The 24571-nt window shown below is 49.3% G+C and carries 23 protein-coding genes; 15 read left to right on the top strand and 8 right to left on the bottom strand.

Features of this window, described 5'->3' with window-relative positions:
- Positions 1-7 precede the first annotated feature (7 nt).
- Genes hisF through hisG form a run of 7 tightly spaced genes read right to left on the bottom strand, consistent with a single transcriptional unit; the run spans position 8 to position 6509 of the window.
- Positions 8-781 (bottom strand): imidazole glycerol phosphate synthase subunit HisF, encoded by a 774-nt coding sequence (hisF, locus tag Q8O77_RS03510; protein ID WP_305551486.1) that lies wholly within the window; start codon positions 779-781, stop codon positions 8-10.
- Positions 763-1500 carry a 1-(5-phosphoribosyl)-5-[(5-phosphoribosylamino)methylideneamino]imidazole-4-carboxamide isomerase gene (hisA, locus tag Q8O77_RS03505; RefSeq protein ID WP_305551485.1) on the bottom strand — a complete coding sequence of 246 codons (738 nt, stop codon included), beginning with the start codon at positions 1498-1500 and terminating at the stop codon, positions 763-765. The genes hisF and hisA overlap by 19 nt, the downstream gene beginning before the upstream one ends.
- Positions 1497-2090 carry an imidazole glycerol phosphate synthase subunit HisH gene (hisH, locus tag Q8O77_RS03500; RefSeq protein WP_305551484.1) on the bottom strand — a complete coding sequence of 198 codons (594 nt, stop codon included), beginning with the start codon at positions 2088-2090 and terminating at the stop codon, positions 1497-1499. The genes hisA and hisH overlap by 4 nt, the downstream gene beginning before the upstream one ends.
- Positions 2090-3160, bottom strand: coding sequence for a bifunctional histidinol-phosphatase/imidazoleglycerol-phosphate dehydratase HisB (gene hisB, locus Q8O77_RS03495; protein WP_305551483.1), 1071 nt, complete (start codon positions 3158-3160; stop codon positions 2090-2092). Before hisB ends, hisH begins: the two co-directional genes overlap by 1 nt.
- The gene (gene hisC, locus Q8O77_RS03490; protein WP_305551482.1) at positions 3157-4272 is read right to left on the bottom strand and encodes a histidinol-phosphate transaminase; all 1116 of its coding nucleotides are present in this window, start codon (positions 4270-4272) and stop codon (positions 3157-3159) included. Before hisC ends, hisB begins: the two co-directional genes overlap by 4 nt.
- A 3-nt stretch (positions 4273-4275) precedes the next feature.
- A complete protein-coding gene (gene hisD, locus Q8O77_RS03485) occupies positions 4276-5598 on the bottom strand; it encodes a histidinol dehydrogenase (protein ID WP_305551481.1) in 1323 nt (440 codons plus the stop codon).
- Positions 5599-5600: 2 nt separating this feature from the next.
- Positions 5601-6509, bottom strand: a complete 909-nt coding sequence (gene hisG / locus Q8O77_RS03480; protein ID WP_305551480.1) for an ATP phosphoribosyltransferase — start codon at positions 6507-6509, stop codon at positions 5601-5603.
- A gap of 452 nt (positions 6510-6961) precedes the next feature.
- Here hisG and Q8O77_RS03475 point away from each other — a divergent pair, with 452 nt between their 5' ends.
- The 7 genes from Q8O77_RS03475 (at position 6962) to Q8O77_RS03445 (ending at position 12156) form a co-directional block, all read left to right on the top strand.
- Positions 6962-7213 (top strand): hypothetical protein, encoded by a 252-nt coding sequence (locus tag Q8O77_RS03475; RefSeq protein WP_305551479.1) that lies wholly within the window; start codon positions 6962-6964, stop codon positions 7211-7213.
- 91 nt (positions 7214-7304) lie between these two features.
- Positions 7305-9239, top strand: coding sequence for an ATP-dependent DNA helicase (locus Q8O77_RS03470; protein ID WP_305551478.1), 1935 nt, complete (start codon positions 7305-7307; stop codon positions 9237-9239).
- Positions 9232-9939 carry a tRNA (adenosine(37)-N6)-threonylcarbamoyltransferase complex dimerization subunit type 1 TsaB gene (gene tsaB / locus Q8O77_RS03465; RefSeq protein ID WP_305551477.1) on the top strand — a complete coding sequence of 236 codons (708 nt, stop codon included), beginning with the start codon at positions 9232-9234 and terminating at the stop codon, positions 9937-9939. Before Q8O77_RS03470 ends, tsaB begins: the two co-directional genes overlap by 8 nt.
- A 119-nt stretch (positions 9940-10058) precedes the next feature.
- The gene (locus Q8O77_RS03460; RefSeq protein WP_305551476.1) at positions 10059-10361 is read left to right on the top strand and encodes a hypothetical protein; all 303 of its coding nucleotides are present in this window, start codon (positions 10059-10061) and stop codon (positions 10359-10361) included.
- Between the two features lie 61 nt (positions 10362-10422).
- Complete coding sequence (locus Q8O77_RS03455) at positions 10423-11160, top strand: SDR family oxidoreductase (RefSeq protein WP_305551475.1); 738 nt, start codon at positions 10423-10425, stop codon at positions 11158-11160.
- Positions 11160-11660, top strand: a complete 501-nt coding sequence (locus Q8O77_RS03450) for a DUF2878 domain-containing protein (protein WP_305551474.1) — start codon at positions 11160-11162, stop codon at positions 11658-11660. The genes Q8O77_RS03455 and Q8O77_RS03450 overlap by 1 nt, the downstream gene beginning before the upstream one ends.
- Entirely contained in the window at positions 11644-12156 is a 513-nt protein-coding gene (locus tag Q8O77_RS03445; protein ID WP_305551473.1) for a chalcone isomerase family protein, read from the top strand. Before Q8O77_RS03450 ends, Q8O77_RS03445 begins: the two co-directional genes overlap by 17 nt.
- A gap of 2 nt (positions 12157-12158) precedes the next feature.
- On the opposite strand, the gene Q8O77_RS03440 is transcribed toward Q8O77_RS03445, so the two are convergent.
- Positions 12159-13457: an alkaline phosphatase gene (locus tag Q8O77_RS03440; RefSeq protein ID WP_305551472.1), complete on the bottom strand. Its 1299-nt coding sequence runs from the start codon at positions 13455-13457 to the stop codon at positions 12159-12161.
- Between the two features lie 251 nt (positions 13458-13708).
- Here Q8O77_RS03440 and Q8O77_RS03435 point away from each other — a divergent pair, with 251 nt between their 5' ends.
- The 8 genes from Q8O77_RS03435 (at position 13709) to Q8O77_RS03400 (ending at position 24568) form a co-directional block, all read left to right on the top strand.
- Positions 13709-14563: a class I SAM-dependent methyltransferase gene (locus tag Q8O77_RS03435; RefSeq protein ID WP_305551471.1), complete on the top strand. Its 855-nt coding sequence runs from the start codon at positions 13709-13711 to the stop codon at positions 14561-14563.
- A 155-nt stretch (positions 14564-14718) separates the two neighbouring features.
- Complete coding sequence (fadD, locus tag Q8O77_RS03430) at positions 14719-16374, top strand: long-chain-fatty-acid--CoA ligase FadD (RefSeq protein WP_305551470.1); 1656 nt, start codon at positions 14719-14721, stop codon at positions 16372-16374.
- A 66-nt stretch (positions 16375-16440) separates the two neighbouring features.
- On the top strand, positions 16441-17571 hold the full coding sequence (gene rnd, locus Q8O77_RS03425; RefSeq protein WP_305551469.1) for a ribonuclease D: 1131 nt from the start codon (positions 16441-16443) through the stop codon (positions 17569-17571).
- A gap of 148 nt (positions 17572-17719) precedes the next feature.
- A complete protein-coding gene (locus tag Q8O77_RS03420; RefSeq protein WP_305551468.1) occupies positions 17720-19096 on the top strand; it encodes a DUF4397 domain-containing protein in 1377 nt (458 codons plus the stop codon).
- Between the two features lie 185 nt (positions 19097-19281).
- The gene (locus Q8O77_RS03415; RefSeq protein ID WP_305551467.1) at positions 19282-21240 is read left to right on the top strand and encodes a S9 family peptidase; all 1959 of its coding nucleotides are present in this window, start codon (positions 19282-19284) and stop codon (positions 21238-21240) included.
- A gap of 239 nt (positions 21241-21479) precedes the next feature.
- Positions 21480-22622: a lysozyme inhibitor LprI family protein gene (locus Q8O77_RS03410; RefSeq protein WP_305551466.1), complete on the top strand. Its 1143-nt coding sequence runs from the start codon at positions 21480-21482 to the stop codon at positions 22620-22622.
- 18 nt (positions 22623-22640) lie between these two features.
- On the top strand, positions 22641-23123 hold the full coding sequence (locus Q8O77_RS03405) for a hypothetical protein (protein ID WP_305551465.1): 483 nt from the start codon (positions 22641-22643) through the stop codon (positions 23121-23123).
- A 290-nt stretch (positions 23124-23413) separates the two neighbouring features.
- On the top strand, positions 23414-24568 hold the full coding sequence (locus tag Q8O77_RS03400) for a lysozyme inhibitor LprI family protein (protein ID WP_305551464.1): 1155 nt from the start codon (positions 23414-23416) through the stop codon (positions 24566-24568).
- Positions 24569-24571 lie beyond the last annotated feature (3 nt).

Raw genomic sequence — 24571 nt, 5'->3', positions numbered from 1 at the left:
ACTTTCTCTAAGGCCTGATGCTGATGCCATCGGCAATCAGCTTTGCTTTTAACGCCGCTATCTCAATAATACCTTTATGAAACACACTGGCAGCCAGGGCGCCATCAACGTCAGCTTTTTCAAACACCTCGGTAAAATGCTGCATAGTACCGGCGCCACCACTGGCAATTAACGGCACTGTGCAAATATCGCGGATGCTTCTTAATTGGGCGATATCATACCCCTGGCGTACACCGTCCTGATTCATGCAGTTAAGCACTATCTCGCCGGCACCGCGGCTTAGTACCTCTGCTACCCAATCACGGCTAAGCCAGCGGGTTTTTTGGGTGCGGCTTTCATCACCGGTAAACTGGTATACCTGATACTGGCCCGAGGCGACATCAAAAAAGCTGTCTATACCCACCACCACACATTGCTGGCCAAAATTGTGGTTCAGCTCGTTGATCAGCTCTGGCCGTGCCAGGGCGGGGCTATTCACCGAAATTTTATCCGCGCCCATTTCTAATATCTTAGCGGCGTCAGCCACAGTTTTTATACCACCGGCGACACAAAACGGAATGTCGATAACCTCAGCAATACGGCGCACCCAGCTTTTATCAACCACGCGGCCATCGCTCGAGGCTGTGATGTCGTAAAACACCAACTCGTCAGCACCAGCCTCGGCATAACGCTGCGCCAGTGGCACTATATCGCCGATAATTTCATGGTTGCGAAATTGCACGCCTTTAACCACTTTGCCATCGCGTACATCCAGACAGGGAATTAACCGTTTTGCCAGCATGCTATGGCCTCCTCAAGCGTAAATTTACCTTCCAGTAAGGAGCGGCCCAAAATAACCCCGGCCACGCCGCTGCCAATTAAGGCGCGGATATCATCCAGCTTGCCAATGCCACCGGAGGCCTGCCACTGAATTTGCGGGTAATTAGCGGCTAACTCTTTATACAGCTTCACGTTAGAGCCGGTTAAGGTGCCGTCTTTGCTGATATCTGTGCACAGCACATGTTTAGCACCGGCGGCAATATAACCGTCCAGCACTTGCTCCAGTGTAATGTTAGATTGCTCAATCCAGCCGTGCGAAGGCAGTGTTTTCTCGCCTTTATCGTTAATGGCCACGTCCAGCGCCAGTACAATTTGCTCGCCGCCGTATTTGCGCACCCAGCCTTGTACCAGCTCGCTTTGCCGAATGGCTAAACTGCCGATCACAACACGACCGGCACCGGCGTCGAGTAAGTCAATCAGGTCCTGCTCGCTGCGCACACCGCCGCCAACCTGAATATGCAGCGGAGCGGCGGTCATCAGCTCAGTCAGTAATTTCAGCTGACGTTTAGTGGCATCTTTAGCGCCGGATAAATCAACAATATGCAGCCAGTCTGCGCCGGCATTGGCATAAGCGTTACGCAGGCCAAGCGGGCTGAATTCGTACTGCGTGGTATTGTCATAGCGGCCCTGATACAGCCGCACCACAGTACCGTCAATCAGGTCTATTGCCGGAATAATCATAATTGCCACTCCAGAAAGTTCTGTAACAAACGCGCACCGGTTTTGCCTGAGCGCTCGGGGTGAAATTGTGCGCCTACCACATTATCCTTGCCGATCACCGCTGCAAAATCGCTGCCGTAGTGGCATAGCGCAAGGCTGTATTGGCTGGGGGCCACGGCAAAGCTGTGGACAAAATACACATAGTCTGTGACAGAAAAACCGCGCATCAGCGGGTGCGTGCTTAAGCCGTGCAGGGTATTCCAACCCATATGCGGTAAGCGCAAACCTGCGCTTTGCATCGGCAGCACTTCGCCCGGGATAAGGTTTAAACACGCTACATCGCCTTCCATACTATGGCGGGTAAGCAGTTGCATACCCAAACAAATACCCAGTAGCGGTTGTTGCAGGCTTTGCAGGGTGTCAATCAACTCTGCCTGTTGCAGCTTGGCCATGGCGTTGTGTGCGGTGCCCACGCCTGGCAGCAGTACTTTATCGGCGGCTTTAATCAGCCTGGCATCACGGCTGATCGTGGCATCTACACCCAGGCGTTTAAAGGCAAAATACACCGAGCTGATATTGGCGCAGCCGGTATCGACAATCACCAGTTGCATTAAAGCACTCCTTTTGAGCTGGGTAACGCCTCGCCGGATACGGTAATGGCTTGGCGCAGCGCGCGGCCAAAGGCTTTAAACAATCCTTCTACCTTGTGGTGCTTATTACCTTCGGTAATGCTTAAGTGCAGCGTCATTAACATGGCATCACTTAGTGAGCGGAAAAAGTGCGGCACCATCTCCAGTGTTAAGCCGCCAACGGCACCTTCACCCAGCTCACCGTTAAACACAAACAGCGGCCGGCCGGATAAATCCAGCACGCATTCGGCGCGGCATTCATCCATTGGCAGCACAAAGCCAAAGCGGTTAATACCCCGCTTATTGCCCAGCGCCTGCTTTAATGCCTGGCCCAGTGCCAGCGCGGTGTCTTCTACACTGTGGTGATCGTCAATGTGGTAATCGCCCGCTACTTTTACCTGCAGTGAAAAACCGCCGTGGGTGGCAATTTGCTCCAGCATATGGTCAAAAAAGCCGACACCGGTGCCGAAAAAGTTATTGCCGCTGCTGTCCAGATCGACCGAAATCTCGATATCAGTTTCGCGCGTGGTACGGCGCACTGTGGCTTTGCGGCCACGGCTTAACAGGCGTTTGGTAATTTCGTTCCAGCCCAGATTATCGCGGTTGTAATGAAACGACGGCAGGCCCATATTTTCTGCCAGCTGCACATCGGTTAACCTGTCACCAATCACATAAGAATTAGTAAAATCGATTTTGCCTTGCTGCAGGTAGTCTTTTACCAGCCCCAGCTTTGGTTTGCGGCAGCTGCAGTTGTCACGTTCAAAGTGCGGGCAAATCAATACGTCGTCAAAGTTAATGCCCTGTGAGGTTAGCAGCTGCATCATTTTGTCGTGCGGCGCATCAAAGGTTTCACGCGGGAAGCTGTCAGTACCCAAGCCATCCTGATTAGTCACCATTACCAAACGGTAACCGGCGGCTTGCAGTTTTAATAACGCCGGCACTAAACCAGGCTCGTACGCCAGTTTTTCCAGGCTATCGAGCTGCTTGTCTATCAAAGGCTCTTCTACCATGGTGCCGTCACGGTCAATAAATAAAATAGGTTGGCCACTCATGCGCGTTCTCTCTGTGCTGTTTGCTGTAATGCTGCTTGTTGCAGGGTTGTTGGCGCATCAAAATAGTTGTCCATTACGCTGTATAGCGCCTGCATTTCTGCCGGGCTGCCGATAGACACCCGTACCACTTGTGACAAGCCCAACTGACTGGATTGGTTACGAATTAAAATGCCTTGCTGCGCCAGTGCTGCGACGCAGGCAGCCGCATCGTCGACTTGCAGCAATACATAGTTAGCATTGCTGGGCCACACTTTATTAATACCGCTGCGCTGCCTGGCATAAGCGATAAACTCGCCCCGTAAGGTGTTTATCGTTGTTACTGTATTTTGCATTAGCGCGACACACTCCGGAGTTAACGCTTGGGCGGCAATTTGCGCCACCGGCTCGGCCAGCGGGTAGGGGGCGATCATTTGTTTTAACGCATTAATAATATCCGGCGCGGCCAGCGTAAAACCACAACGCAGCCCCGCCAACGCAAAGGCTTTAGACAGGGTGCGCAGTATTACCAAATTAGGATACTGTGGCAGTAAATCAACCACAGATGCCTGCGGTGCAAATTCAATATAGGCTTCATCCAGCACTACTAAGGCGCTGTCTTTGTAATGCTCCAGTACGGCAATAATTTGCTCACGCGGGATCAAATCGCCGGTGGGGTTATTCGGGCTGCAAATAAACACCAGTTTGGGGGTGGTAGAAAACAGCGCGGCTAAATCCAGCTCAAAATCAGCGGTGAGCGGCACTATATTTACCGGCACCTGGTTGCTCTGCGCACTGATGGCATACATGCCGTAGGTGGGCGGGCAGATGCTGATGCTGTCTTGTTTCGGCTCGCAAAAGCTGCGGATCAAAAGCTCTATGCCCTCATCGGCACCGCGGCTAACCAATACCTGCTCTGCTGCCACACCGGCATAAGCGGCATAGCTGTCAATCACCGCTTTGGGTTGGCATGACGGGTAGCGGTTAAAGCTGCCGCTAAGCTGATATTCCGGCGCCAGCGCGTTTTCATTGGCATTAAGCCAGATGGCGCCGCCGCTCATACTACTGCGGGCAGAGGCATAAGGTACTATGGCTTTTACCGCATCACGGGCCAGAGCATTAATACTGTTACTCATGGTTTATTCCTTTGCTTGATCTGTCAGGGCCGCTAAACGTAAGGTTACGGCGTTGGCATGCGCCTGCAGGCCTTCTGCGGCGGCCAGCACTTCAATGGCCGGGCCGATATGGCGTATGCCGTCAGCGGACAATTTTTGCACTGTGTAACGCCGGTAAAAGTCGCTTAACGACAAACTCGACACGGTTTTGCTGTAGCCGTATGTCGGTAACACATGGTTGGTGCCGCTGGCGTAATCACCGGCCGACTCCGGCGTCCACTTACCAACAAAGATACTGGCGGCGCTGGTGAATTTATCAACCAGCTCGTCATCACAAGCGGTTTGCACTATTAAATGTTCCGGCGCATAGGCGTTGGTTACCGCCACCGCCTGCGCAAGATCAGCCGTTAAAATATAGCGGCTGTGGCTAAGCGCGGCGGCGGCAATGTCTTTCCGCGGTAACTGTGCCAGTTGGCTGGCTACTTCAGCTTGCACCGCATCAATTAGCGCTGCGCTGTCACTGACTAAAATTACCTGCGAGTCCGGGCCATGCTCGGCTTGCGACAATAAATCGGCGGCAACAAAGGCGGGGTTGGCGCTGTTATCGGCCAGCACCAGCACTTCAGACGGCCCGGCCGGCATATCGATCATCGCGCCTTTGGCATCCTGGCTGACCTGCTGTTTGGCTTCGGTCACATAGCGGTTGCCCGGGCCAAAAATTTTATCTACTTTGGCAATGCTTGCAGTGCCATAAGCCAGGGCGGCAATGGCCTGAGCACCGCCGATGGTGTAAATCTCGCTAATGCCGCACAATTCGGCGGCGTACAAAATTTCCGGTGCGATATCGCCTGCTTCGGGTTTACCCGGTGGTGTGACCAATACAACGCGCTCACAACCGGCTAACTGCGCCGGTACGCCCAGCATTAATACCGTAGAGGGCAGCGGCGCACTGCCGCCCGGAATATACAAACCCACTGCTGCAATGGCGCGGCTTTTTAGCTGGCAAACTACGCCAACACTGGTTTCCACCTCTATATCACGCGGCAACTGCGCAGCGTGGAATTTACGGATATTGTCATACGCCAGCTCTATCGCGGCTTTACGCTGTGGCAGTAACTTATTCAGCTGCGCCAGTTTTGTTTCCGGGTTTAAGCGCAGTGGATTGGTACTTAAACCATCAAATTGTTGGCTGTAGGCAATCAGCGCCTCATCGCCTTGCTGGCGCACCCTGTCAATAATAGTGCGCACCTGGGCGCTTAAGCTGGCAGAGTCGGCAAGCTCTGGCCGCGCCAGTGCGGCTTGCTGCTCAGTGGCGGATAACTGCGTCCAATTAAAGACCCTGGTCATAGCTACTCCATCATTTTTTCAATGGGCAACACTAAAATTGAGCTGGCCCCCAATGCTTTTAATTGCTCCATGGTTTCCCAAAACAGCGTTTCACTGCTAACCACATGAATGGCCACCATATCGCTGTTACCGGCCAGCGGCAGCATAGTCGGGTTTTCGGCGCCCGGTAGCAGCGCAATCACTTCGTCCAGGCGGGCACGCGGCGCGTGCAGCATAATGTATTTGCTTTCGTTGGCCTGCATTACGCCGTTAATCCGTGGCATCAGCTTATTAATCAACTTGAGCTGGCGCTCGTCGGTAAGGTTTTTACGCTGGATCAGCACCGCCTTGCTGCGGTAAATCACATCCACTTCTTTTAAGCCGTTGGCCTCCAGCGTGGCGCCGGTAGACACCAGATCGCAAATGGCATCGGCTAACCCGGCGCGGGGTGCTACTTCTACCGAACCTTTTAAATTCACAATACGGGCATTGACGCCTTGCTGTTTTAAATAGCGCGCCAGCAGGCGTGGATAAGTAGTAGCGATGGTTTTGCCGTCTAAAGAGGTAACACCGGTGTAGTTTTCTTCCTGCGGCACGGCAATCGATAAGCGGCAGCCGCCAAAATCAAGCCGCTTTAGCACGGTGTAATCAAAGCTGTCGTTATCCAGCTTGCGCTGCAAGGATTCTTCTTCCAGCACGTTTTCACCAACGATGCCCAAATCACAGACGCCGTCCATTACCAGGCCCGGGATATCGTCGTCGCGTACCCGCAGGATATCGATATCCATATTCTCGACATGGGCAATCAGCCGTTGCTCGCGCAGGTTAATTTTCAAGCCGCAGCTGGTGAACAGGGCCTGGGAGTCGACCGATAAGCGGCCGGATTTCTGCATGGCGATACGTAAGCGTTTAGATTCTGTTGCCGGACTCATAATGGTCTCCGTGACGATATTTAAAATGTGTAATGCGAATAAACAAAAACCCCGGGTTCGCACCCGGGGTTTTTTGTTACTGTACCACCGGAGCGCTAAACTGTAGCCCTCCGGATAATCGGACGGCTAGTGTCTATGATGATGGTGCAGTACAGTAACAATATTCATATTCGTTTTTTTGCTGGCTAAGTTGCTATACAAGTTACCTGTGGTGCAGCCGAAGTGCAAGAAAGTTTTATCGCTATGTTGCTTGCTTGTTTTTGTTTAATTTATTGATATTTAAAGTATTAATATTTAATTCTGATTTTTGGTTAAAAATTATTTTTTTATTATAACGGCTTAAACAGAATTTTAAGTGTAAAAAACAGTCAACTTGTATAGTCAATGCGTGCTTGAATTCAAGTTTTATCTCTGCATGCCGATAACAGGATAATTACCTGCAGGAGACGGTGATGGACGCTTTTATGCCTTTTATCCAGCGCGTACCCGGTACGCCGGTCGAGCCTGATCCTAAGCAGGTAGTGCCGGTATTTAAGGAGGCGCGCTTAAGCCCGATTAAGCCCAATGAGCAGAAGTACCTTATTCTGAGCCGGCCGACGCGTAAGCGTGACCGGCGTCAGCAAGAGTACCCCGAGGCGCCATACACCACGCCGGACGAAGATTTGCATGTTGATAAAGACGGCCATCTGGATATTTTTGTCTGAATTTCCCCGCCATTAAGGCATAATAGCCGCCTTATTTTACTGCCGGTTGTATTAGTGTTGCCTACTCCCTTTTATTACAAACTGAGTTGTTATGCGTAAGCAGGTTGCCAGCGCCTTTGCGCCGGGCGGTGCTTTAGCTGTGCATATTGCCGGTTTTAACGCCCGTGAGGCGCAGCTGCAAATGGCACAAGCCGTAGCTGACGTTATTGAAACGCCGGGCGCCTTAGTGGTGGAAGCCGGTACCGGTACCGGTAAAACCTATGCTTATTTAGTGCCGGCGCTGCTGAGCGGGAAAAAAGTAGTGCTATCTACCGGTACCAAGAACCTGCAGGAACAGCTGTATTTTCGCGATTTGCCCAAGGTGGTTAAAGCCCTGGCCAGCCCGTTGCAACTGGCGTTACTTAAAGGGCGTAGTAATTATCTGTGTTTGTTTCGCTTAGAGCAGCACTACAACCATGTGCCAATGCAGGATGAGCAGCTGATCCAGGATTTAAGCCTGATCAAAAAGTGGTCGGCCGAAACCCAAAGTGGTGATATCGGTGAGCTAAGCTATATAGCTGAAGACTCCAAAGCCCTGCCTTATGTTACCAGCACCACCGACAACTGCCTGGGTAAAGACTGCCCGGTGTACGAAGATTGCCACTTATTAAAAGCACGTAAAAAAGCTCAGGCCGCTGATTTAGTAGTGGTGAACCATCACTTATTTTTTGCTGATTTAGCACTGAAAGACACCGGCTTTGGCGAGCTGCTGCCGCAAATGGATGTGATTATTTTTGACGAAGCACACCAATTGCCGGATATTGCCAGTGACTATTTTGGCGAAAATGTCTCCAGCCGCTTATTGCTGGACTTGTGCCGTGATATTGATGTTGCCTGTAAAACCGAACTGCGTGACCACCCGCAACTGGCGAAAACCGCCGATAAAGTGGCGCAGCTGATCAAAGACTGGCGCCTGCAGTTTGGTAACGATGCCACTAAAGGCAATTGGCGTGAAGCCTATCAAAAACCAGAGATGCAAACCGCGCTAAACCGCGTTAGCGAAGCCATAGATATGCTGTATCTGGTGATGAAAAGCAGCCTGGGCCGCAGCGATTTAATTGATAATGCCTTTGAGCGCTTAGCGCTGTGTAAAGCGCGCTTGCTGAAATTGACCGATATGCAGCAAAACGGCGTCAGCCTGTGGTATGAAACCACCCGGTTGCACGTTAGCCTGCATTTAACACCGCTGAGTATTGCCGACAAGTTTCGTGACATTGTGGCAGCTGATAACCGCAGCTGGGTATTTACCTCGGCCACCTTGTCGGTGAATAACGGCTTTAGCCATTACACTGCGCAGATGGGGCTGAATAACGCTAAAACGCTGCTGCTGGAGAGCCCGTTTAACTATGCCGAACAGGCATTGCTGTGTGTGCCGCGCTATATGAGCGAGCCGCACGAGCAGGGCATGGCACGGCAGTTACTGCAAATTGCACTGCGCTTGATAGAAGCCAATAACGGTCGCTGCTTCTTTTTATTTACCAGCCACCGTATGCTGCAACTGGTAGCGAAACAGCTGCCGGATCTGGTGCGTCAACCGGTGTTGGTGCAGGGCAGCAGCGGTAAGCGTTTGCTGCTGGAGCAGTTTGTTAAACTGGATAACGCCGTGCTGCTCGGCACCGGCAGTTTTTGGGAAGGCGTAGATGTACGCGGCGATACGCTAAGCTGCGTAATTATTGATAAACTGCCGTTTGCCTCACCGGACGAGCCGCTGTTGCAGGCGCGCAGTGAAGACTGCACACTGCGCGGGCTGGATCCCTTTGCACAAGTGCAGCTGCCACAAGCGGTGATCACCTTAAAGCAGGGCGTAGGGCGCTTAATTCGTGATGTTACCGATCGTGGCGTGATGGTGATTTGCGATAATCGTTTAGTAACCAAGCCCTATGGCGAAGTATTCTTAACCAGCTTACCGCCGATGCGGCGTACCCGCTCGTTGGACGAGGCAGTAAGCTTTTTACAACAGATTAAACAGGACAGCAAAAGTGATTAAAAACACCGTGGCCGGCATAAAGTTACTTGCCTTAGATACCTCCACCGAAGCTTGCTCAGTTGCCTTGCAGGTTGGCACGGATATTTTGACACTGGACGAAGTCTGCCCGCAGCAACACAGCAAGCGTATTTTACCGATGGTGCAGCAGCTGTTAAGCCAGGCCGGTGTCAGCCTTAACCAACTGGACGGCATTGTATTTGGCCGCGGCCCGGGCAGCTTTACCGGCGTGCGTATTGGTGTGGGCGTAACCCAGGGGCTGGCCTTTGGTGCTGACGTGCCGGTATATGGTGTATCTACTCTGGCGGCTATGGCGCAGGCCGCGCAGCGCTTGCACAGCGCAACGCAGGTTATTGCAGCAATAGATGCGCGCATGGCGGAGGTGTATATCGGCAGTTTTGTATTACAGAACGGCCTGATGCAGCCCCGTAATGGCGAAGTGGCGATAAAGCCGCAGGATATTACCGGTTTTGGTCTTAATGGCGAAGTCTATGCTGTTGGTACCGGTTGGCAAACCTATGCTGCAGCCTTACTGCAAAAGCAGGCTGCTGTTATCGCGGCTGATATTTTGTATCCGTCGGCACAGGATATGCTAACACTGGCGCTGCCGGCATTTGACGCCGGGCAGTTTATCGCCGCAGAGCTGGCAGAGCCGGTGTATGTGCGTGATGATGTGACCTGGCAAAAACTGCCCGGACGATAACCGTCCTACTTGAAACTGCAGCGGTGTTGGCTGCAGCTCCAACTGGTTAGGGTATAAAATAACTTGGTTAATAATGCTTTCTGGTTATAATTAAGCCAGTTTGCTTAAGTGATGATGCTATGACGTTAAACGTTAATCAGAGCCTGAATGCTTCCACCAACATTAGCAGCGTATTTGCCGGTAATGAGCCTCGCCGCGCGCTGCCGCGCAATGAAACGACTACCGAATTACCGCAAGGCCGTGGTGTACGTGCCAGCAATGAGGTGATAAGCCAGCTGGATGATGAGCGTCGCCGGCAAGCAAACTTCAGCTCTGCCAATGACAGGCGCAGCCAACAAGCCATAGATGCCTACCAAAGCCAGGCCAACGAACAGCGGCGCAGCGAAGTACAGGCCATGCTGGGTGTTGATCTTTACGCCTGAATAAATCCAACTCTCTGCTCTTGCCGTAGTCTTAACAGTACTTACTTGTTTTGAGACGGTTATGACTTCTACTTGTTTAATTACCGGTGCCAGCTCCGGCATCGGCCGCGAATTAGCCCTGCATTACGCCGCCAACGGTTGGATAGTCTATGCGGTGGCGCGCTCGGCCGATAAACTGCACGAATTGGAGCAAAAGCCCGGCATCCGTGCTTTGCCGCTGGATCTTACCGACAACACCGCACTACAGCGTATTGCGCAGCAATTAAACGAAGATGGTGTAGTGCTGGATTTGGTGCTGCTTAATGCCGGCACCTGCGAATATGTGGATGCGGACAATCTTGATCTGGCGGCGTTTGAACGCACCTTTGCCATTAATTTTCATGCTGTGGTGGCCGCCACCAAATACTTTATGCCGCTGCTAAAGGCCTCATTAACGCCACAGCTGGCAATCGTCAGCTCTATGGCACACTTTTTTCCTTTTACCCGCAGCGAAGCCTATGGTGCCAGCAAGGCCGCCGTCAGCTATTTTGTTGATAGTTTGCGGGTAGATTTAGCTGACAGTGGTATTAGTATCAGCTTAATTGAGCCGGGGTTTGTCGATACGCCGCTGACACAAAAAAACGATTTCGCTATGCCATTTTTAGTGCCGGTAGCGCAGGCAGCCAGCCGTATTTATACCGGTTTAACACAGGGGAAAAGCCGTATCCGCTTTCCGCGCCGGTTAAGCCTGCTGTTAAAGCTGTTGTCATTGCTACCCTATGATTTGCGCAACAATGTAGCCAAAAGGATGAAGCAATAATGGCGGGCGCTAAAGGTTTTAACTGGCGTGCGTTGGTTGGTTTTGAGCTGTGTTGGTTTGCGCTGGTGTATTTTCAGCAATGGGCGGTGCTACCGGTGTTAGCCTATTTTGCTTATGGCTTATGGCAGCTGGACCAGGCGGGACGCATTGCGGTATTGCTGATATTGCCGGCAGGTGTCGGCATAGACACGCTGTTGCTGCAGCTGAATGTTATACAATTTAGCGGCAATGCATTGCTGCCGTTTTGGTTTGTGCTGTTGTGGGCGGTGTTTGCGCTGGCTGCAGTGGAATTTATGGCCAAAGTACTCACCAAACCCTGGCTGGCGGCCATATTGGGTGCCAGTGGCGGGCCTTTATCTTACTGGGGCGGGGCAGCGCTTAGCGGTGAAGCATTGCAGTTTCCGTTGCAGCTGTACTCTGCAGTAGTGTTAATTGTGGTCTGGGCGCTTATTGCTATAGCGCTTGGCCAAAGCAGGAGGTGGTATGTTAAAGCCGTATAGTCTGTTATTGCTGTTGGGCTTAGCCGGTGGCGTTGGGTTTAATGCCGCGGCGGTGCCGGAGCTGACAACGGTTGGCGAAGGCTCGTACCGTTATATGTTCTGGCAGTTGTATGATGCCCGTTTAGCCACGCAAAGCGGCCAGTTTGCTGACTACCAGCAAAGCGCGCCTTTGCTGCTGGAGCTAACCTACAAACGCGATATCAGTAAACAGCAGTTTATTGATGCCACGGTAGATGAGTGGCAAAAACTGGGGCACAGCAGTAAAGCACAGCAACAGCAGTGGGCGCAGCAGTTACAAAGCTTGTGGCAGGATGTGCAGGAAGGCGATACGCTGGCTGCGCTGTTGCAAGATGATGGCAGTGTTAAGTTTTATTTAAACGGCACTGAAACCGGTGTATTGGAAGATACTGCTTTTGGCACGGCTTTTTTTGATATCTGGCTGCACCCTGATACCAGCGCACCTAAATTGCGCCGCCAGTTAATAGCGGCGCAGTAACACTATTTAGTTTGCTGAATATATTGGATCAGCTTTTTCGCAATCTGAGTATTATCCTGAAAGCCGATAAAGTCTTTTGCATCTTTGCCATAGGCCAGTACAGCGACATCGGTAGCCGTGTGGCCGCCTGTCGTCCAACCGGTGTAGGAATATTTTGCCACCAGTTGATTGGACAGCTTACGCAGTGCGGTTTCTTCCTGTGTTCTGGCTGCCAGCAGCGCCTGCTGCTCTTCTGCCGTTAAACTGATAGACGTCAGCTTTGCCCACAGTGCCAAAGCGGCGTTATCAGAATCTGCTTTTTTCAGCTGCTCTGCAATACTGCGGCCGGTAGCGCTTACGTTACGCACTACATCCGGCAACCACTGGTATTCGCCGGCTGCCCCCAATGACATACCGCCGGTTTCATGATCGGCGGTAATTACCAAAATAGTATCCGGGTGTTTATCAACATAAGTTTTAGCCACGGCGATGGCTTTGGCAAAGTCGTCCATTTCTGCCATGGCACAGGCGATGTCGTTATCATGGCCACACCAGTCTATCTGGCTGCCTTCTACCATCAGCACAAAGCCTTTTTCAGCCGGTGTTAACAGTTGCAGCGCTTTTTCTGTCAGGGTGGCCAATTGCTTATCCTGGCTGCTGTTTAATACTGCCGGTAAAGCGGTTTCCGCCAACAGCGCTAATGCCGGGGTTTTGGTTAGGGTATTTAGTTGTTGCCAACTGTCGGTGTACTGAAAACCCAGTTGTTTAAACTCATTAACCAGATTGCGGTCATCACGGATAAAATACTTGGTGCCGCCGCCTAAAATAATGTCGGCAACGGTTTTACCTTCGATGCGGTAATCCAGATACATATCAGCGATTTCGTTGTAATTACGCCGGCTTTTATTATGGGCTAAAAAAGACGCCGGCGTGGCATGGTTAACCTGAGAGCTGGCAACAATACCGTTGGCTTTGCCCAACTTTTTTGCCAGCTGCATCATGGTGCCGATAGGAATATGCTGGCGGTTTACCGCAATAGCACCATTGTAGCTTTTAAAGCCGGTGGCCAGCGCTGTCGCACCTGCAGCTGAATCGGTAACGTAGGTATCATCGTCAGGGTAGGTGCTGGCCATGCCCAGCCACAGCTCGTCAAAAATGGTGTTTTCCACTTCAGCTGTGTTTTTATCATCACTGAAATAACGGTAGCCGGCCAGATAAGCCGGGCCCATGCCATCACCAATCATATAAATAATGTTTTTCGGAGCAGCAGACGCCAAAGCAGGCGTGAGTAACAGTGTCAGCGTGAGCAGGGATTTACGCATAGGGCTTTACCTTATAACAGCTTGATGTTCTTGTGAGCTAGTGTACTTTATAGCGGCAAGATGGCAAAAAGATGTCGACGGTTATCTGGTTTTCTGTGGCCAAAGGTTTACTTTCAGCATAAAAATGTCGCTGAACCCTTAATACAAAATGAACTGTATTAAATCCTGTGACTCTTATGTGCATATTTTGTACAGTTTTTTCGTTCAAGCTTTGCAACTTGCAAAGTGCCAACAAAACCAAGGTGTTGTTTATGTCGATAAAAATTACAAGAAAGACAGTGTTGTACCCGTTAGCTTTTCTTTGCGTTACTTTAGCGGGCTCACTGGCTGCGCAAGGCACAAATTATACTGAAAAGCTAACGCAGTTGGCCGACGCACCACAACGCAGCAAAGCGCATAAACAACGCAATCAATATCGTAATCCGGTAGAAACGCTGCAATTTTTTGGCCTGACCCCCGATATGTCGGTGCTGGAGATTTGGCCCGGCCATGGCTGGTATACCGAAATTCTGGCGCCTTTTGTTAAAGAGCAGGGCAAGCTGACGGTAGCGCAATTTCGTCACAACGACGGCTCGTTAAAAGATGAGCGCAGTATTTTCTGGGCGCGGGTTAGCCAAAAGCTGGCTGAACGTATTGCTGAACAGGCAAACTACTTTGGCGAGGTGGCAATGGTTGAGTTGGACCCGCCGCTGTTGTCGCCGCCACAGGACGAACAGTTTGATATGGTGCTGACATTTCGTAATGCCCATATCTGGAACGAAGACGGCAATTTGTTCGGCACCTTGCAAAGCCTTTTTCAGGCACTAAAGCCCGGTGGCATCTTAGGTATGGTAGAGCACCGCGCAGCACGCTTGTCGGATATTTCCAGTTCAGCAGTAGATGGTTATCTGGATGAGTCTTATGTTATCCAGGCCGCCCAACTGGCCGGTTTTGAACTGGTTGCCAGCAGCGAAATTAATGCCAATCCCGCCGATACGAAAAATTATCCGAAAGGTGTTTATGCCTTGCCTCCGACCCTGGCAATGGGGCAGTATAACAAAGCTGAATTCCTCGCTATTGGTGAAAGCGATCGTATGACATTAAAGTTCGTCAAGCCGAAGGAATAGCAGGGCTAATTGTGCAACGCCTGTAATTGTGGGATGATTAGCTGTTAGAGTAAAAACTCCAATAAAGCCACTCTTGTAATTAAAGCGCAACGACAGATTGCGTGTGGGTGGTTTTATATCTATACAATAATAACCTTAGACAAAAGGAGAGGACGGTGGATAGAGTTTGGTTAAAACGTTACCCGTCAGGCGTACCCGCAGAAATTAATGCCGATCATTACCCGTCATTATTAGATATTTTTGAACAAAGCATTGCTCAGTATCCGGACAAAACCGCTTTTATCAATATGGGTAAAAGCATCAGTTACCGTGAGTTGGATCAGCAAAGCACTGCTTTTGCTGCTTATCTGCAAACACAGTTGGGGCTGAAAAAAGGCGATGCCGTTGCCATTATGATGCCTAACTTGCTGCAATACCCCATTGCGTTAATGGGCATATTGCGCGCCGGCTGCGTGGTAGTAAATGTAAATCCACTGTATACACCGCGCGAGCTGGAGCATCAGTTAAATGATTCCCAAGCCAAAGCCATTGTTATTGTAGAGAACTTTGCGCATACGCTAAGTGCAATCGAAAGCAAGGTGAAATTGGATCACGTGATCCTGACCACTATGGGCGATCGCTTAGGTGTACTTAAAGGTACTATCGTCAATTTAGTGGTTAAGCATATTAAAAAGCTGGTGCCGGCCTATAAGCTGACAAAGTTTGTACGCTTTAACAGTGCGCTGGAAAAAGGCGTAACATTAAAATACAACAAGCCGGCTATGCAAGGCTCAGACATTGCATTTTTGCAGTATACCGGCGGTACAACCGGCGTATCAAAAGGCGCCATGTTAACGCACCGTAATATGGTGGGTAACCTGGAACAAGTCAGTGGTTGTTTGGACAATTTGCTGGAAAAAGGTGCTGAGCGGGTGATTACTGCACTGCCGCTTTACCATATCTTTGCTTTAACGGCGAATTTCTTCACCTTCTTTAAGTATGGCGCAACCAACCTGCTGATCACTAATCCGCGGGACATGAAAGGCTTTGTTAAAGAGCTGCAGAAGTTTCACTTTACTATCTTTACCGGTGTCAACACGCTGTACAACGGCTTATTAAATACCCCGGGTTTTGCTGAGTTAAACTTCAGCGGCCTCAAAGCCTCTATCGGTGGTGGTATGGCGGTACAACGGCCGGTAGCAGAGCGCTGGCAGAAAGTAACCGGCACCCGCTTGATGGAAGGTTACGGTTTAACAGAATGCTGCCCACTGGTAACGGTAAGCCCTTATGATTTAACCAGTTTTAATGGCAGCATTGGCTTGCCGGCACCCTCTACCGATATCCGTCTGGTTGATGAAGAAGGCAACGACGTTGCTGCCGGAGAGCCGGGTGAAATGCTGGTAAAAGGCCCGCAGGTGATGCTGGGTTATTTAAACCGGCCGGAAGAAACGGAAAAAGTGCTTAAAGACGGCTGGTTGTATACCGGTGATATCGCCCGTATGGACGAAGAAGGCTTCTTTTATATTGTCGATCGTAAGAAAGACATGATTTTAGTTTCCGGCTTCAACGTCTATCCGAACGAAATTGAAGAAGTGGTCGCAATGAGCGATAAGGTGCTTGAAGTTGCAGCTGTGGGCGTGCCAAACGAAGCCACCGGCGAAGCAGTTAAACTCTTTATTGTGAAAAAAGACGCCAGTTTAACTGAGCAGGAAGTGATCCAACACTGCCGGCAACATTTAACGGGCTATAAAGTGCCTAAGCAGGTAGAATTCCGTACAGAATTACCGAAAACCAATGTCGGTAAAATTTTACGGCGAGAGCTTCGTGGTTAATACGCTTTACAACAAAAGCCGGCCCTGAAGCCGGCTTTTGTTTTCATAAGACACAACAGGTAACGCATGATTCCGTTAATTACTGATAACGAGGCATTGGCCACTTACTGTCAGCAAGCCGCAAACCATAACGTATTGGCAGTAGACACCGAGTTTATCCGCCAAAGTACACTGTATCCCAAGCTGGGCTTGATCCAACTGTTTGACGGCCAGGCACTGGCGCTGGTTGATCCACTGCGCATTACTGACTGGCAACCGCTGAATCGCTTATTTGCGGATACCGGCATTATTAAGTTGCTGCATTCCTGTAGTGAAGATCTTGAAGCCCTGGCCACCATTGGTATCAGCCAAATAACGCCGTTGTTTGATACCCAACTGGCCGCCGAGTTACTGGGGTGGGGCAGCAGCATGGGCTATGCCAGGCTGGTAGAACAACTCACCGGCGAGATACTGGATAAAAGTGAATCGCGTACCGATTGGTTAGCGCGGCCTTTATCAGACACTCAGCTGACTTATGCCGCTAACGATGTGCACTTTTTATTTCCGTTGTACGAAAAGTTTACCGCGCAGATGAGCGCAGCGCAGCAACAGTTGTTGCTACAAGAGGGCGAGCAGTTAACCCGGCGTAAAGAGCAGCAACTGCCGCTGGAATTTAAGTACCTGGAAATTAAAAACAGCTGGCAACTTACCCCGCGGGAGCTGGCGATACTGCGTGAGCTGACCGCCTGGCGCCAACGTTATGCCATGGAACGCGACCTGGCATTGGGCTTGATATTAAAAGATATTCAGCTGATTGAGCTGGCTAAGCGCCGGCCGTCGACGGCTGAGAGCTTACTGAATATTCCCGGCATGCCACCGCGCGAGTTACGCCGTCACGCTAAAACCCTGGTGGAAATTATTGCTCAGGCCAAAGACTTGCCACAGGCACAGTGCCCGCAACGGTTTTACCACGAACAGCAGTTTGCCGGTCATAAAGAAACTGTAGTGCAACTAACTCAGGCGATAAAACGTGCCGCAGCAGAGCAGGGCATTCCGGCCGAATTTATCTCGGTGAAACGCCAGTTAAATGAGTATTTAAACTGGTGCTGGCGTGTAGCAGACCACGAGCGGCAGTTATTGCCGTTGCCGGAGTATTTGCAGGGCTGGCGGCAAAGCCGTCTGCTGCCGTATTTGCCAAAACCGGCCCATATAAAATAGTTAAACCAAGTATTAACGTCTGTTAGTTGCAGGTAGATCAGTATAATTTTCCGACAGTTTTATTCGATATTTGCCATTTATTTTGGTTGATCGTGATAAAAAGCCATTGCGTAACACTTCAGCAATTCATAACTGAAGGGTTACAACAATGAAAGGAATAAAAATCTTTGCTTTGCCTGCAGTATTGTCGCTGTCTTTGACAGGCTGTTTTCTTGACTCTGATTCAGATCCGTTGCCAACACCACCACCTCCGCCGCCGGTGGTCGATGCCACAGTGCAGGTGGTGCATACAGCGATAGATGCGCCTGATGTTAATGTACTGGCCAACGACGATGCGGTTATCGAAGGCCTGGCCTTTGGCGAAGCTTCTGAAGTGCTATCCCTGCCTCCGGCCACTTACAGCATAGCGGTGGATGCATTGTTACCGGGCGACAGCAGTGCCACTGTCATTGGTCCGCTGGACCTGGCGTTGGCAGAAGCCGTGCGTTACACCGTATTTGCCGTGGGTAAAGTGGCAGAAGAAACTTTAGAACCGCTGGTAGTGCCCGGCACAGTAAACGATGTCGCTGACGGTAAAATCCGTTTACAGGTAGTACACGCCGCCTCTACTGCACCTGAAGTCAGTGTGCATGTTACCCCGCCTGAGGCAGAACTTGGCACCCCGGCAGTAACCTTCTCGTTTAAAGACTTTACCGATCCGCTGGAGCTTGACCCGGCTGAGTATCGGGTACGCATCACCTTGCCTGATAATGAAACTGTAGTATTCGACAGCGGTACCCTGGATTTAAGCACTGCAGGCACTGATCTGGTAGTTGCTGCAGTAGACAGCCAGTATTCCGGCGACTCACCGGTGTCTTTACTTGCCGTGGGACAGGATGGCAGCGAATTGGCTATTCTTGACGCCGCTGCTACGGCATCTGTGCGGGTGGTACACAATGTGTCTGACGCCCCGGCAGTGGACGTTATTGTCGATGATGCCATTACGTTGGTCGATGCGCTGGCGTTCCCTGATTTTACTGACTACGTTGAAGTCGCTGACGCGACTTATAATGTGAAAGTGGCAGCTGATGCAGACAACAGTGTAGTGGTAATAGATGCGGATCTGACATTAGATGCCGGCGCATTTTACAGCGTATTGGCTGTAGGGTCTCTGGGCGAGGATACAGTAGAGCCTTTGGTTCTGACAGATATGCCACGCCGTGTAGCTACTGAGGCTAAAGTGCGCATTGTACATGGCTCTACACTGGCCGGTAATGTCGATATTTATGTTACCGCCGATGGTGATATTGCCGAAGCAAGCCCTGCCTTTGCTGATGTAGCCTTTAAAGCCGAAACCGGTTATGTGCCTTTAGCTGCCGGCGACTATGTGGTTACCGTTACACCAACCGGCAGTAAAACGGCAGCAATAGAAGCCCCGGTAGAATTGGCCGCCAATAGTATTTACACCGCTATTGCCCGCGACGGCGCAAACTTAGACGCCACTATGATTGGCCTGATCCTGATGGATGATTTTGGTGTGCTCTAACGCTGCACCACAACAGCAAAATCATGGTGACAGCTAAGGTCCTGTAACCTGGTTAAAGCCCGCATTTAGCGGGCTTTGTTTATGCGACGAAATGTTGCGTTCAACTCTGTGAAATATTTTGCCAGCGTGCAAGCATTTTGCTACTTTGCAGCTGAAAAAAAATAATGATAACAGGAACGTTAAGCATGAAGTTGTTCTCTTTACGTCTGCTGGTTATAGCAGCCATATTGCCGCTACAGGTTGCAGCTCAAGCCGCTATTCAGCCCACAGCCGCAGAACTGCCGGTAGAGGCCTTTGCCAGCGCCCCCACTGTAGATAAGCTTAAACTGTCACCGGATGGTACCAAGTTGTCGATGATCCAAACCGTCGATACTGAGAAAGATCAGCTGGTGTTGGTGAAGCTGTTTGATCTGCAAACCGGCGAGCAGAAATTTTTGGTTAAGGCTGATAGCCGCGACCTGACGATCTATTCGGTGATCTGGGCCAACAACAGGCAGCTACTGATGCGTGCTGCTTATGCTTCGCACCGTTACGGCACCCCGGTTACTGAAACCCGGCTGATGGTAATAGATATTGAAACCGGTAAAAACCGTAGTGTTATTAATGGTCAGTTGCAGCGTAAGCTGGTGCGCACACCGCAGTTTCAATCGAATATTGTCGATTTAATGCCGGCCGATGAACACAATTTTTTACTGGCGTTAGACGGCTTTAGCTATGGCACCGGCACCAGCGTAATAAAAGTGAACCTGAATGGCGAGCTGCATGAAATGGTGGCGCATGCCCGTAAAGACGTGTATGACTGGGTGGCCGACCGCCAGCACCGGCCGCGCATTGCCCTGTTGCGTGATGACACCCGTTACGAGGTGCAGGAAAAATTGCTCGACACTAAGGAGTTTCGCACCTTATGGCAGTTTGAGCTGTTCTCCGGGCAGGAAGTCTGGCCAATAGGCTTTGATGCCGATCCGAATATTCTGTACGTATCAGCCTATCACGAAGGCCGGTTAGCCATTTTTAAAACCGATTTATCGGCACAGCAACCGACGCTGCAACTGGTTAAAGCCGATGAAAACTATGATGTGCCGGCCGACATCAGCTACTCCTGGCAAGAAAACAAGGTTATTGCCATAGGCGAAGAGTATGTTGACAGCGACTATCAGGCGTTTCAAAAGGCAGTAGATGCGGCTTTGCCTGATGCGGACAACCATATCGTCAGCATGAGCCATGATCAAAACCGCTACATTATTGAATCAAGCAGCGCCACCCGCCCCGGTAGCTATCTGTTAGGTGATCGTAAAGACAAGTCGATGACTTTTTTACTGGATAAATTCAGCCAACTCGATCCGGAGCAAATGGTAGCGAAGCAGAAAATTCAATATCAGGCCCGCGATGGCCTGAGCATAGAAGGTTATTTGACCACGCCGCTGGGTTATAAGCAGGGTAGCCTACCGACCATTATCTTTCCGCATGGCGGCCCAATCAGCTTTGATGACGAAGGCTTTGATTACTGGACGCAGTTTTTTGCTAACCGTGGCTATGCTGTGCTGCAAATGAATTTTCGCGGCTCGCACGGCTATGGCTTCGACTTTATGCAAATGGGCTTGCAGGGCTGGGGCTTACAAATGCAGGACGATGTGGAAGACGGTACCCGCTGGTTAATTAAGCAAGGTGTAGCGGACCCCGGCCGTATCTGTATCGTCGGAGCCAGTTATGGTGGCTATGCTGCACTGATGGGCGCAGTAAAAACACCTGAGCTGTATAAGTGTGTAGTCAGTTTTGCCGGCGTAACTGACGTAGAAGCATTGGTAAAATCGCATCGTAATTTTACCAATTACGAGATTGTGAAAAAGCAGTTGGGGGATGATTTCGATCTGTTAGAGCAGCGCTCACCGCTAACTCATGCCGCCAAAATACAAGTGCCGGTATTGCTGGTGCATGGCACTAAAGATCGCAGTGTGCCGGTAAAGCAAAGCAGCGCTATGTACCGTGCACTTAGCAAACATGATAAAAACGTGCAGTATATTGAGCTGGAAGACGGTGATCATTATCTCAGTACCAACAGTCACCGGCTGCAAACGTTTAAAGCGATGGATGTGTTTTTGAAAAACCATCTGCAGCTGCCTGTGCAGCAAGTTGAAGTAAAATAAAGCGCGAAATATTCAATTATTTATAACAACAGGCCCGCATTATGCGGGTTTTGTTTGTTAGATATTTAATAAATTCAATAAAATGTATTTATTTGTTTTGATTCTATTTTGGTGATGGTGGGATTAAAGTCGGCCAGCGGCGGGTTATTGAATTTTTATTATCACCGGTGATTAAAGCGGTGGATAAAGGGGTAAGGGAGCGATGAGGTGTTCGGTGCTTACACAATGCGGGAGTTTAAATGAAATTTAACTGGAAGGTGGCTGTAGGCCTTGCTTTGCCTGTCAATGCAGTTCTGGCCGGATGGCTATATCTGTATATGACCAACCAAAAAGCAGCTGATACGAATGCAGAGTTCTATTTGCCTGATTTCAATTTGGAGCTGAACTGCACCGACTCTGCATCCAAAGTTGACACAATAGTATGCTCTGATAAGGCATTGACTGCGTTAGACAAAGAATTGACCGTGGCTTATGCCAACGACAGTTTATGGCGTTTTACCCAAGCATCTGCCGGTAATTACGATGATGTATGTAAAAAAAGCAATATCAGAACCTGTTTAAGAGATCTGGAAAAACGGCAGCAGCGCTGGGTAACCCGAAAGCACGACCGTTGCGACACAGTTAAATGTTTAACTAAGGCCTATCGCGCTCGGATCAGCGAGCTTAATGGTCAGTCTGAGCCGCTGGCATCTTTCAGGTTGGGGGTAAGTATAGAGCCTGCTGTTTGTGATGCCATGCTCGAAATACTTAATCGCACCCCGCGAGAACAGTTAGGTGCTTGCGCGCACTATGATTTTAGCAATACGCCTTTTACTCCTGTTACCACACGATTGACAGCCGAACATTGGCAAGAATTTGAACGCTTTTATCATAAAAAAACTAGTAAACAAGAGCCATATCCACAGTACTGGACATCAATGGAACAACGCTATCAAACAGGGTTACGGCGCTTGTATGGGGTTCAATATCAGGACGTTAATAAGGATAAAGTCGCTTGGTTGCAGGAAGTTAGCTTCCCCAGCCAGAGATGCCAAACCCAGCCCTATGGCTCTTATGACGAGAGACATCTTGCGCGTGCAGAGCGTGATAATCAGTTTAATACCTTGGATGCAACAGGTGAGCTGCAGCATGCAGAAAAATACGGTTGGATGTCTGTTATTGCAGCACCGGCGGCTGGATATAACGGCGTGCTGCATAAAGGTCAGTTACTTCGATTTAACGACGAGTGGTATGTACTTAACCAGGAAGGAATGGAACTTATGCATAGCCCGGAAAGATATGTTTCAAAGTACTTAGTTAAATTACTTAAATTGAATTTGGATGAAGGTAGTTATTCAATTTCAGGGCGAAAGCTGACTTGTGGTTATTGGTATAACTATTGAAATTTTATGATGGTGTCTATGAGAAATTCAAAAGCTTTACGTTTGGTTGTTAATTTATTTTTTTTGTTAGCCATCCTGGTTGATGTATTTTTGAATTATTCAAAATATTTTGTCGGTCCGGAAGATGTTCGATGCGAGTTGGGTCGAGTTGACTCTTTTGGTTCAAAAAGGAGCGCATCAAATTGGTTTTATCTCGTTGAGTCTGGTGAGAGATTTTCAGCTGATTCTTTTAATCTGAGTAAAAGTGCTCCTTATGCAATTTGGAAAAATGATGACTACATTGTAAATGATCAACTTCATACCATCTGCCATGTTGAGGTAAGGCGGTTCGTGTTTTTTGAAAGTAATTATGTGATTTATTTTGGTGACTACAGTTACTATGAAAATGATTTAACGTTGTTAGTTGATGCTGTCAGCTCCATTGAAAATAGAACATATGTTCATTTTGCTTTTTTTTCGTTTATTTATTTAGTGTTTTTCTTTGTTAATTTAAGGGATTAGTTATATGGCGAGTTTCGATAGATTAGGGTGCTTTTCAGATGTCAGTGCTGAGGTTCTAGAGCTAGAATCTAAGTATAAAATTGCAGGGTTCATAGTTGTAGGGTCAGATCAAAATTAAATAAAAATTTGTTAGTTATTTTATTTCGCTGTGATTCTATTTTGGTTCTGGCTGACATGAAAAAAGCCAGCGGCGGATTGTAGAGCTTTTATTATCACCGGTGATTAAAGCGGTGGATGAAGGGGTAAGGGAGCGATGAGGTGTTCAGTGCTTAAACAACGCAGAGGTTTAGATGAAGTTTAACTGGAAAGTAGCTGTAGGGTTTTTACTGCTGGCTGCTTTGGCGGGTGGTGCGGTTACTTACTGGCAGCAAGATAAAGTGCCTACAGCAAAACGCCGCCCGGTAATTGAAGCGCCTGCGTTTACGCCCGAGGTGGATTGCAGCAATGCTTTAACTGACGCAGAAAAACTGATCTGTGCAGATGACAGTTTAAAGCAGCTGGATGCAGAGTTAGCGGTTGCTTATCACAATGATTTACGCTGGCAACTGCACACCGCAAAATTTGCCATTAACCCGGAGCAGGAAATACAGCACGGCTGTATAAAGCAACAACCTGAAAAGTGCCAACAGCGGATTGAAGCAGCGCAACGACAGTGGGCGGCTGATCGCCGGGATCAATGTAAAACAGCTGATTGCCTGGTGGCAGCTTATAAAAGCCGCATTGCACAGATAAACGGCCAGCCAGAGCCGTTGCCAAACTTTCGCTTAAGCACCAACCGCAGACCTGAAATGTGTGACGCGATGCTGGAAGTTTTAAACCGTACACCACGGCAACGTCTAGGTGCCTGTACAGAACATGATTTTACCGGTACGCCGATTGTCCCTGTAATAAATAAAGCAAGTCAGAAATCGCAAATGCAATTTGAGGAATACCTTTTCAGCTTTAGAAAATTCGAAAGAAGGTCATTTGACCAATATTGGCAAGAAGATATAGAGCCTCAATACCAAACTGACTTGAAAAAAATACTCAGCAAAAAAATTGACATCGATAGCGATGGTGAAGAAGAGCTGTTGCTTCAGTACAGTGAAGCGGATAGCAAGTGTATGACGTTAGTTGGTAATAATGAAGAAGAACGAAAAACTTCTTTAGTTGAAAATTCCAGAAAATGGAGGTTTTTTAATGATAATGAAAAATATTCTTCTGCCAAGCAGTATGGTTGGTTGAGCACAGTTTACTTACAGAAAGACGGTGCGTATAACCCAGTTCGATCTGGGCAGCTACTTTTTATTGATGATAATTATGTAGTTCTAAATCAAAGTGGCATGCTTAATATTATTTCTAGTAGTCATAAAGAAAGAATTTTACTTTTCATTGTGCCTAAAGCTCCTGAAGTGAATTATGGTTGGGAAGGCTCTGAAATATGTAGCTATTGGTATAACTATTAATTT

This window comes from Rheinheimera sp. (assembly GCF_030690345.1).
Taxonomy (GTDB): Bacteria; Pseudomonadota; Gammaproteobacteria; order Enterobacterales; family Alteromonadaceae; genus Alishewanella.
This window is presented reverse-complemented; position numbering and strand designations above follow the sequence as displayed.

What these genes read in the sequence shown, in the direction of transcription:
- Q8O77_RS03445 (WP_305551473.1), top strand. Translation starts at nt 11,644, where the DNA reads ATGTTAAAGCCGTATAGTCTGTTATTGCTGTTGGGCTTAGCCGGTGGC.
- Q8O77_RS03400 (WP_305551464.1), top strand. Translation starts at nt 23,414, where the DNA reads ATGAAGTTTAACTGGAAAGTAGCTGTAGGGTTTTTACTGCTGGCTGCT.
- hisD (WP_305551481.1), bottom strand. Translation starts at nt 5,598, where the DNA reads ATGACCAGGGTCTTTAATTGGACGCAGTTATCCGCCACTGAGCAGCAA.
- Q8O77_RS03415 (WP_305551467.1), top strand. Translation starts at nt 19,282, where the DNA reads ATGAAGTTGTTCTCTTTACGTCTGCTGGTTATAGCAGCCATATTGCCG.
- hisH (WP_305551484.1), bottom strand. Translation starts at nt 2,090, where the DNA reads ATGCAACTGGTGATTGTCGATACCGGCTGCGCCAATATCAGCTCGGTG.
- hisA (WP_305551485.1), bottom strand. Translation starts at nt 1,500, where the DNA reads ATGATTATTCCGGCAATAGACCTGATTGACGGTACTGTGGTGCGGCTG.
- Q8O77_RS03460 (WP_305551476.1), top strand. Translation starts at nt 10,059, where the DNA reads ATGACGTTAAACGTTAATCAGAGCCTGAATGCTTCCACCAACATTAGC.
- Q8O77_RS03420 (WP_305551468.1), top strand. Translation starts at nt 17,720, where the DNA reads ATGAAAGGAATAAAAATCTTTGCTTTGCCTGCAGTATTGTCGCTGTCT.
- Q8O77_RS03455 (WP_305551475.1), top strand. Translation starts at nt 10,423, where the DNA reads ATGACTTCTACTTGTTTAATTACCGGTGCCAGCTCCGGCATCGGCCGC.
- hisB (WP_305551483.1), bottom strand. Translation starts at nt 3,160, where the DNA reads ATGAGTGGCCAACCTATTTTATTTATTGACCGTGACGGCACCATGGTA.
- Q8O77_RS03405 (WP_305551465.1), top strand. Translation starts at nt 22,641, where the DNA reads ATGAGAAATTCAAAAGCTTTACGTTTGGTTGTTAATTTATTTTTTTTG.
- Q8O77_RS03410 (WP_305551466.1), top strand. Translation starts at nt 21,480, where the DNA reads ATGAAATTTAACTGGAAGGTGGCTGTAGGCCTTGCTTTGCCTGTCAAT.
- Q8O77_RS03470 (WP_305551478.1), top strand. Translation starts at nt 7,305, where the DNA reads ATGCGTAAGCAGGTTGCCAGCGCCTTTGCGCCGGGCGGTGCTTTAGCT.
- hisG (WP_305551480.1), bottom strand. Translation starts at nt 6,509, where the DNA reads ATGAGTCCGGCAACAGAATCTAAACGCTTACGTATCGCCATGCAGAAA.
- Q8O77_RS03435 (WP_305551471.1), top strand. Translation starts at nt 13,709, where the DNA reads ATGTCGATAAAAATTACAAGAAAGACAGTGTTGTACCCGTTAGCTTTT.
- rnd (WP_305551469.1), top strand. Translation starts at nt 16,441, where the DNA reads ATGATTCCGTTAATTACTGATAACGAGGCATTGGCCACTTACTGTCAG.
- hisF (WP_305551486.1), bottom strand. Translation starts at nt 781, where the DNA reads ATGCTGGCAAAACGGTTAATTCCCTGTCTGGATGTACGCGATGGCAAA.
- Q8O77_RS03450 (WP_305551474.1), top strand. Translation starts at nt 11,160, where the DNA reads ATGGCGGGCGCTAAAGGTTTTAACTGGCGTGCGTTGGTTGGTTTTGAG.
- Q8O77_RS03440 (WP_305551472.1), bottom strand. Translation starts at nt 13,457, where the DNA reads ATGCGTAAATCCCTGCTCACGCTGACACTGTTACTCACGCCTGCTTTG.
- Q8O77_RS03475 (WP_305551479.1), top strand. Translation starts at nt 6,962, where the DNA reads ATGGACGCTTTTATGCCTTTTATCCAGCGCGTACCCGGTACGCCGGTC.
- hisC (WP_305551482.1), bottom strand. Translation starts at nt 4,272, where the DNA reads ATGAGTAACAGTATTAATGCTCTGGCCCGTGATGCGGTAAAAGCCATA.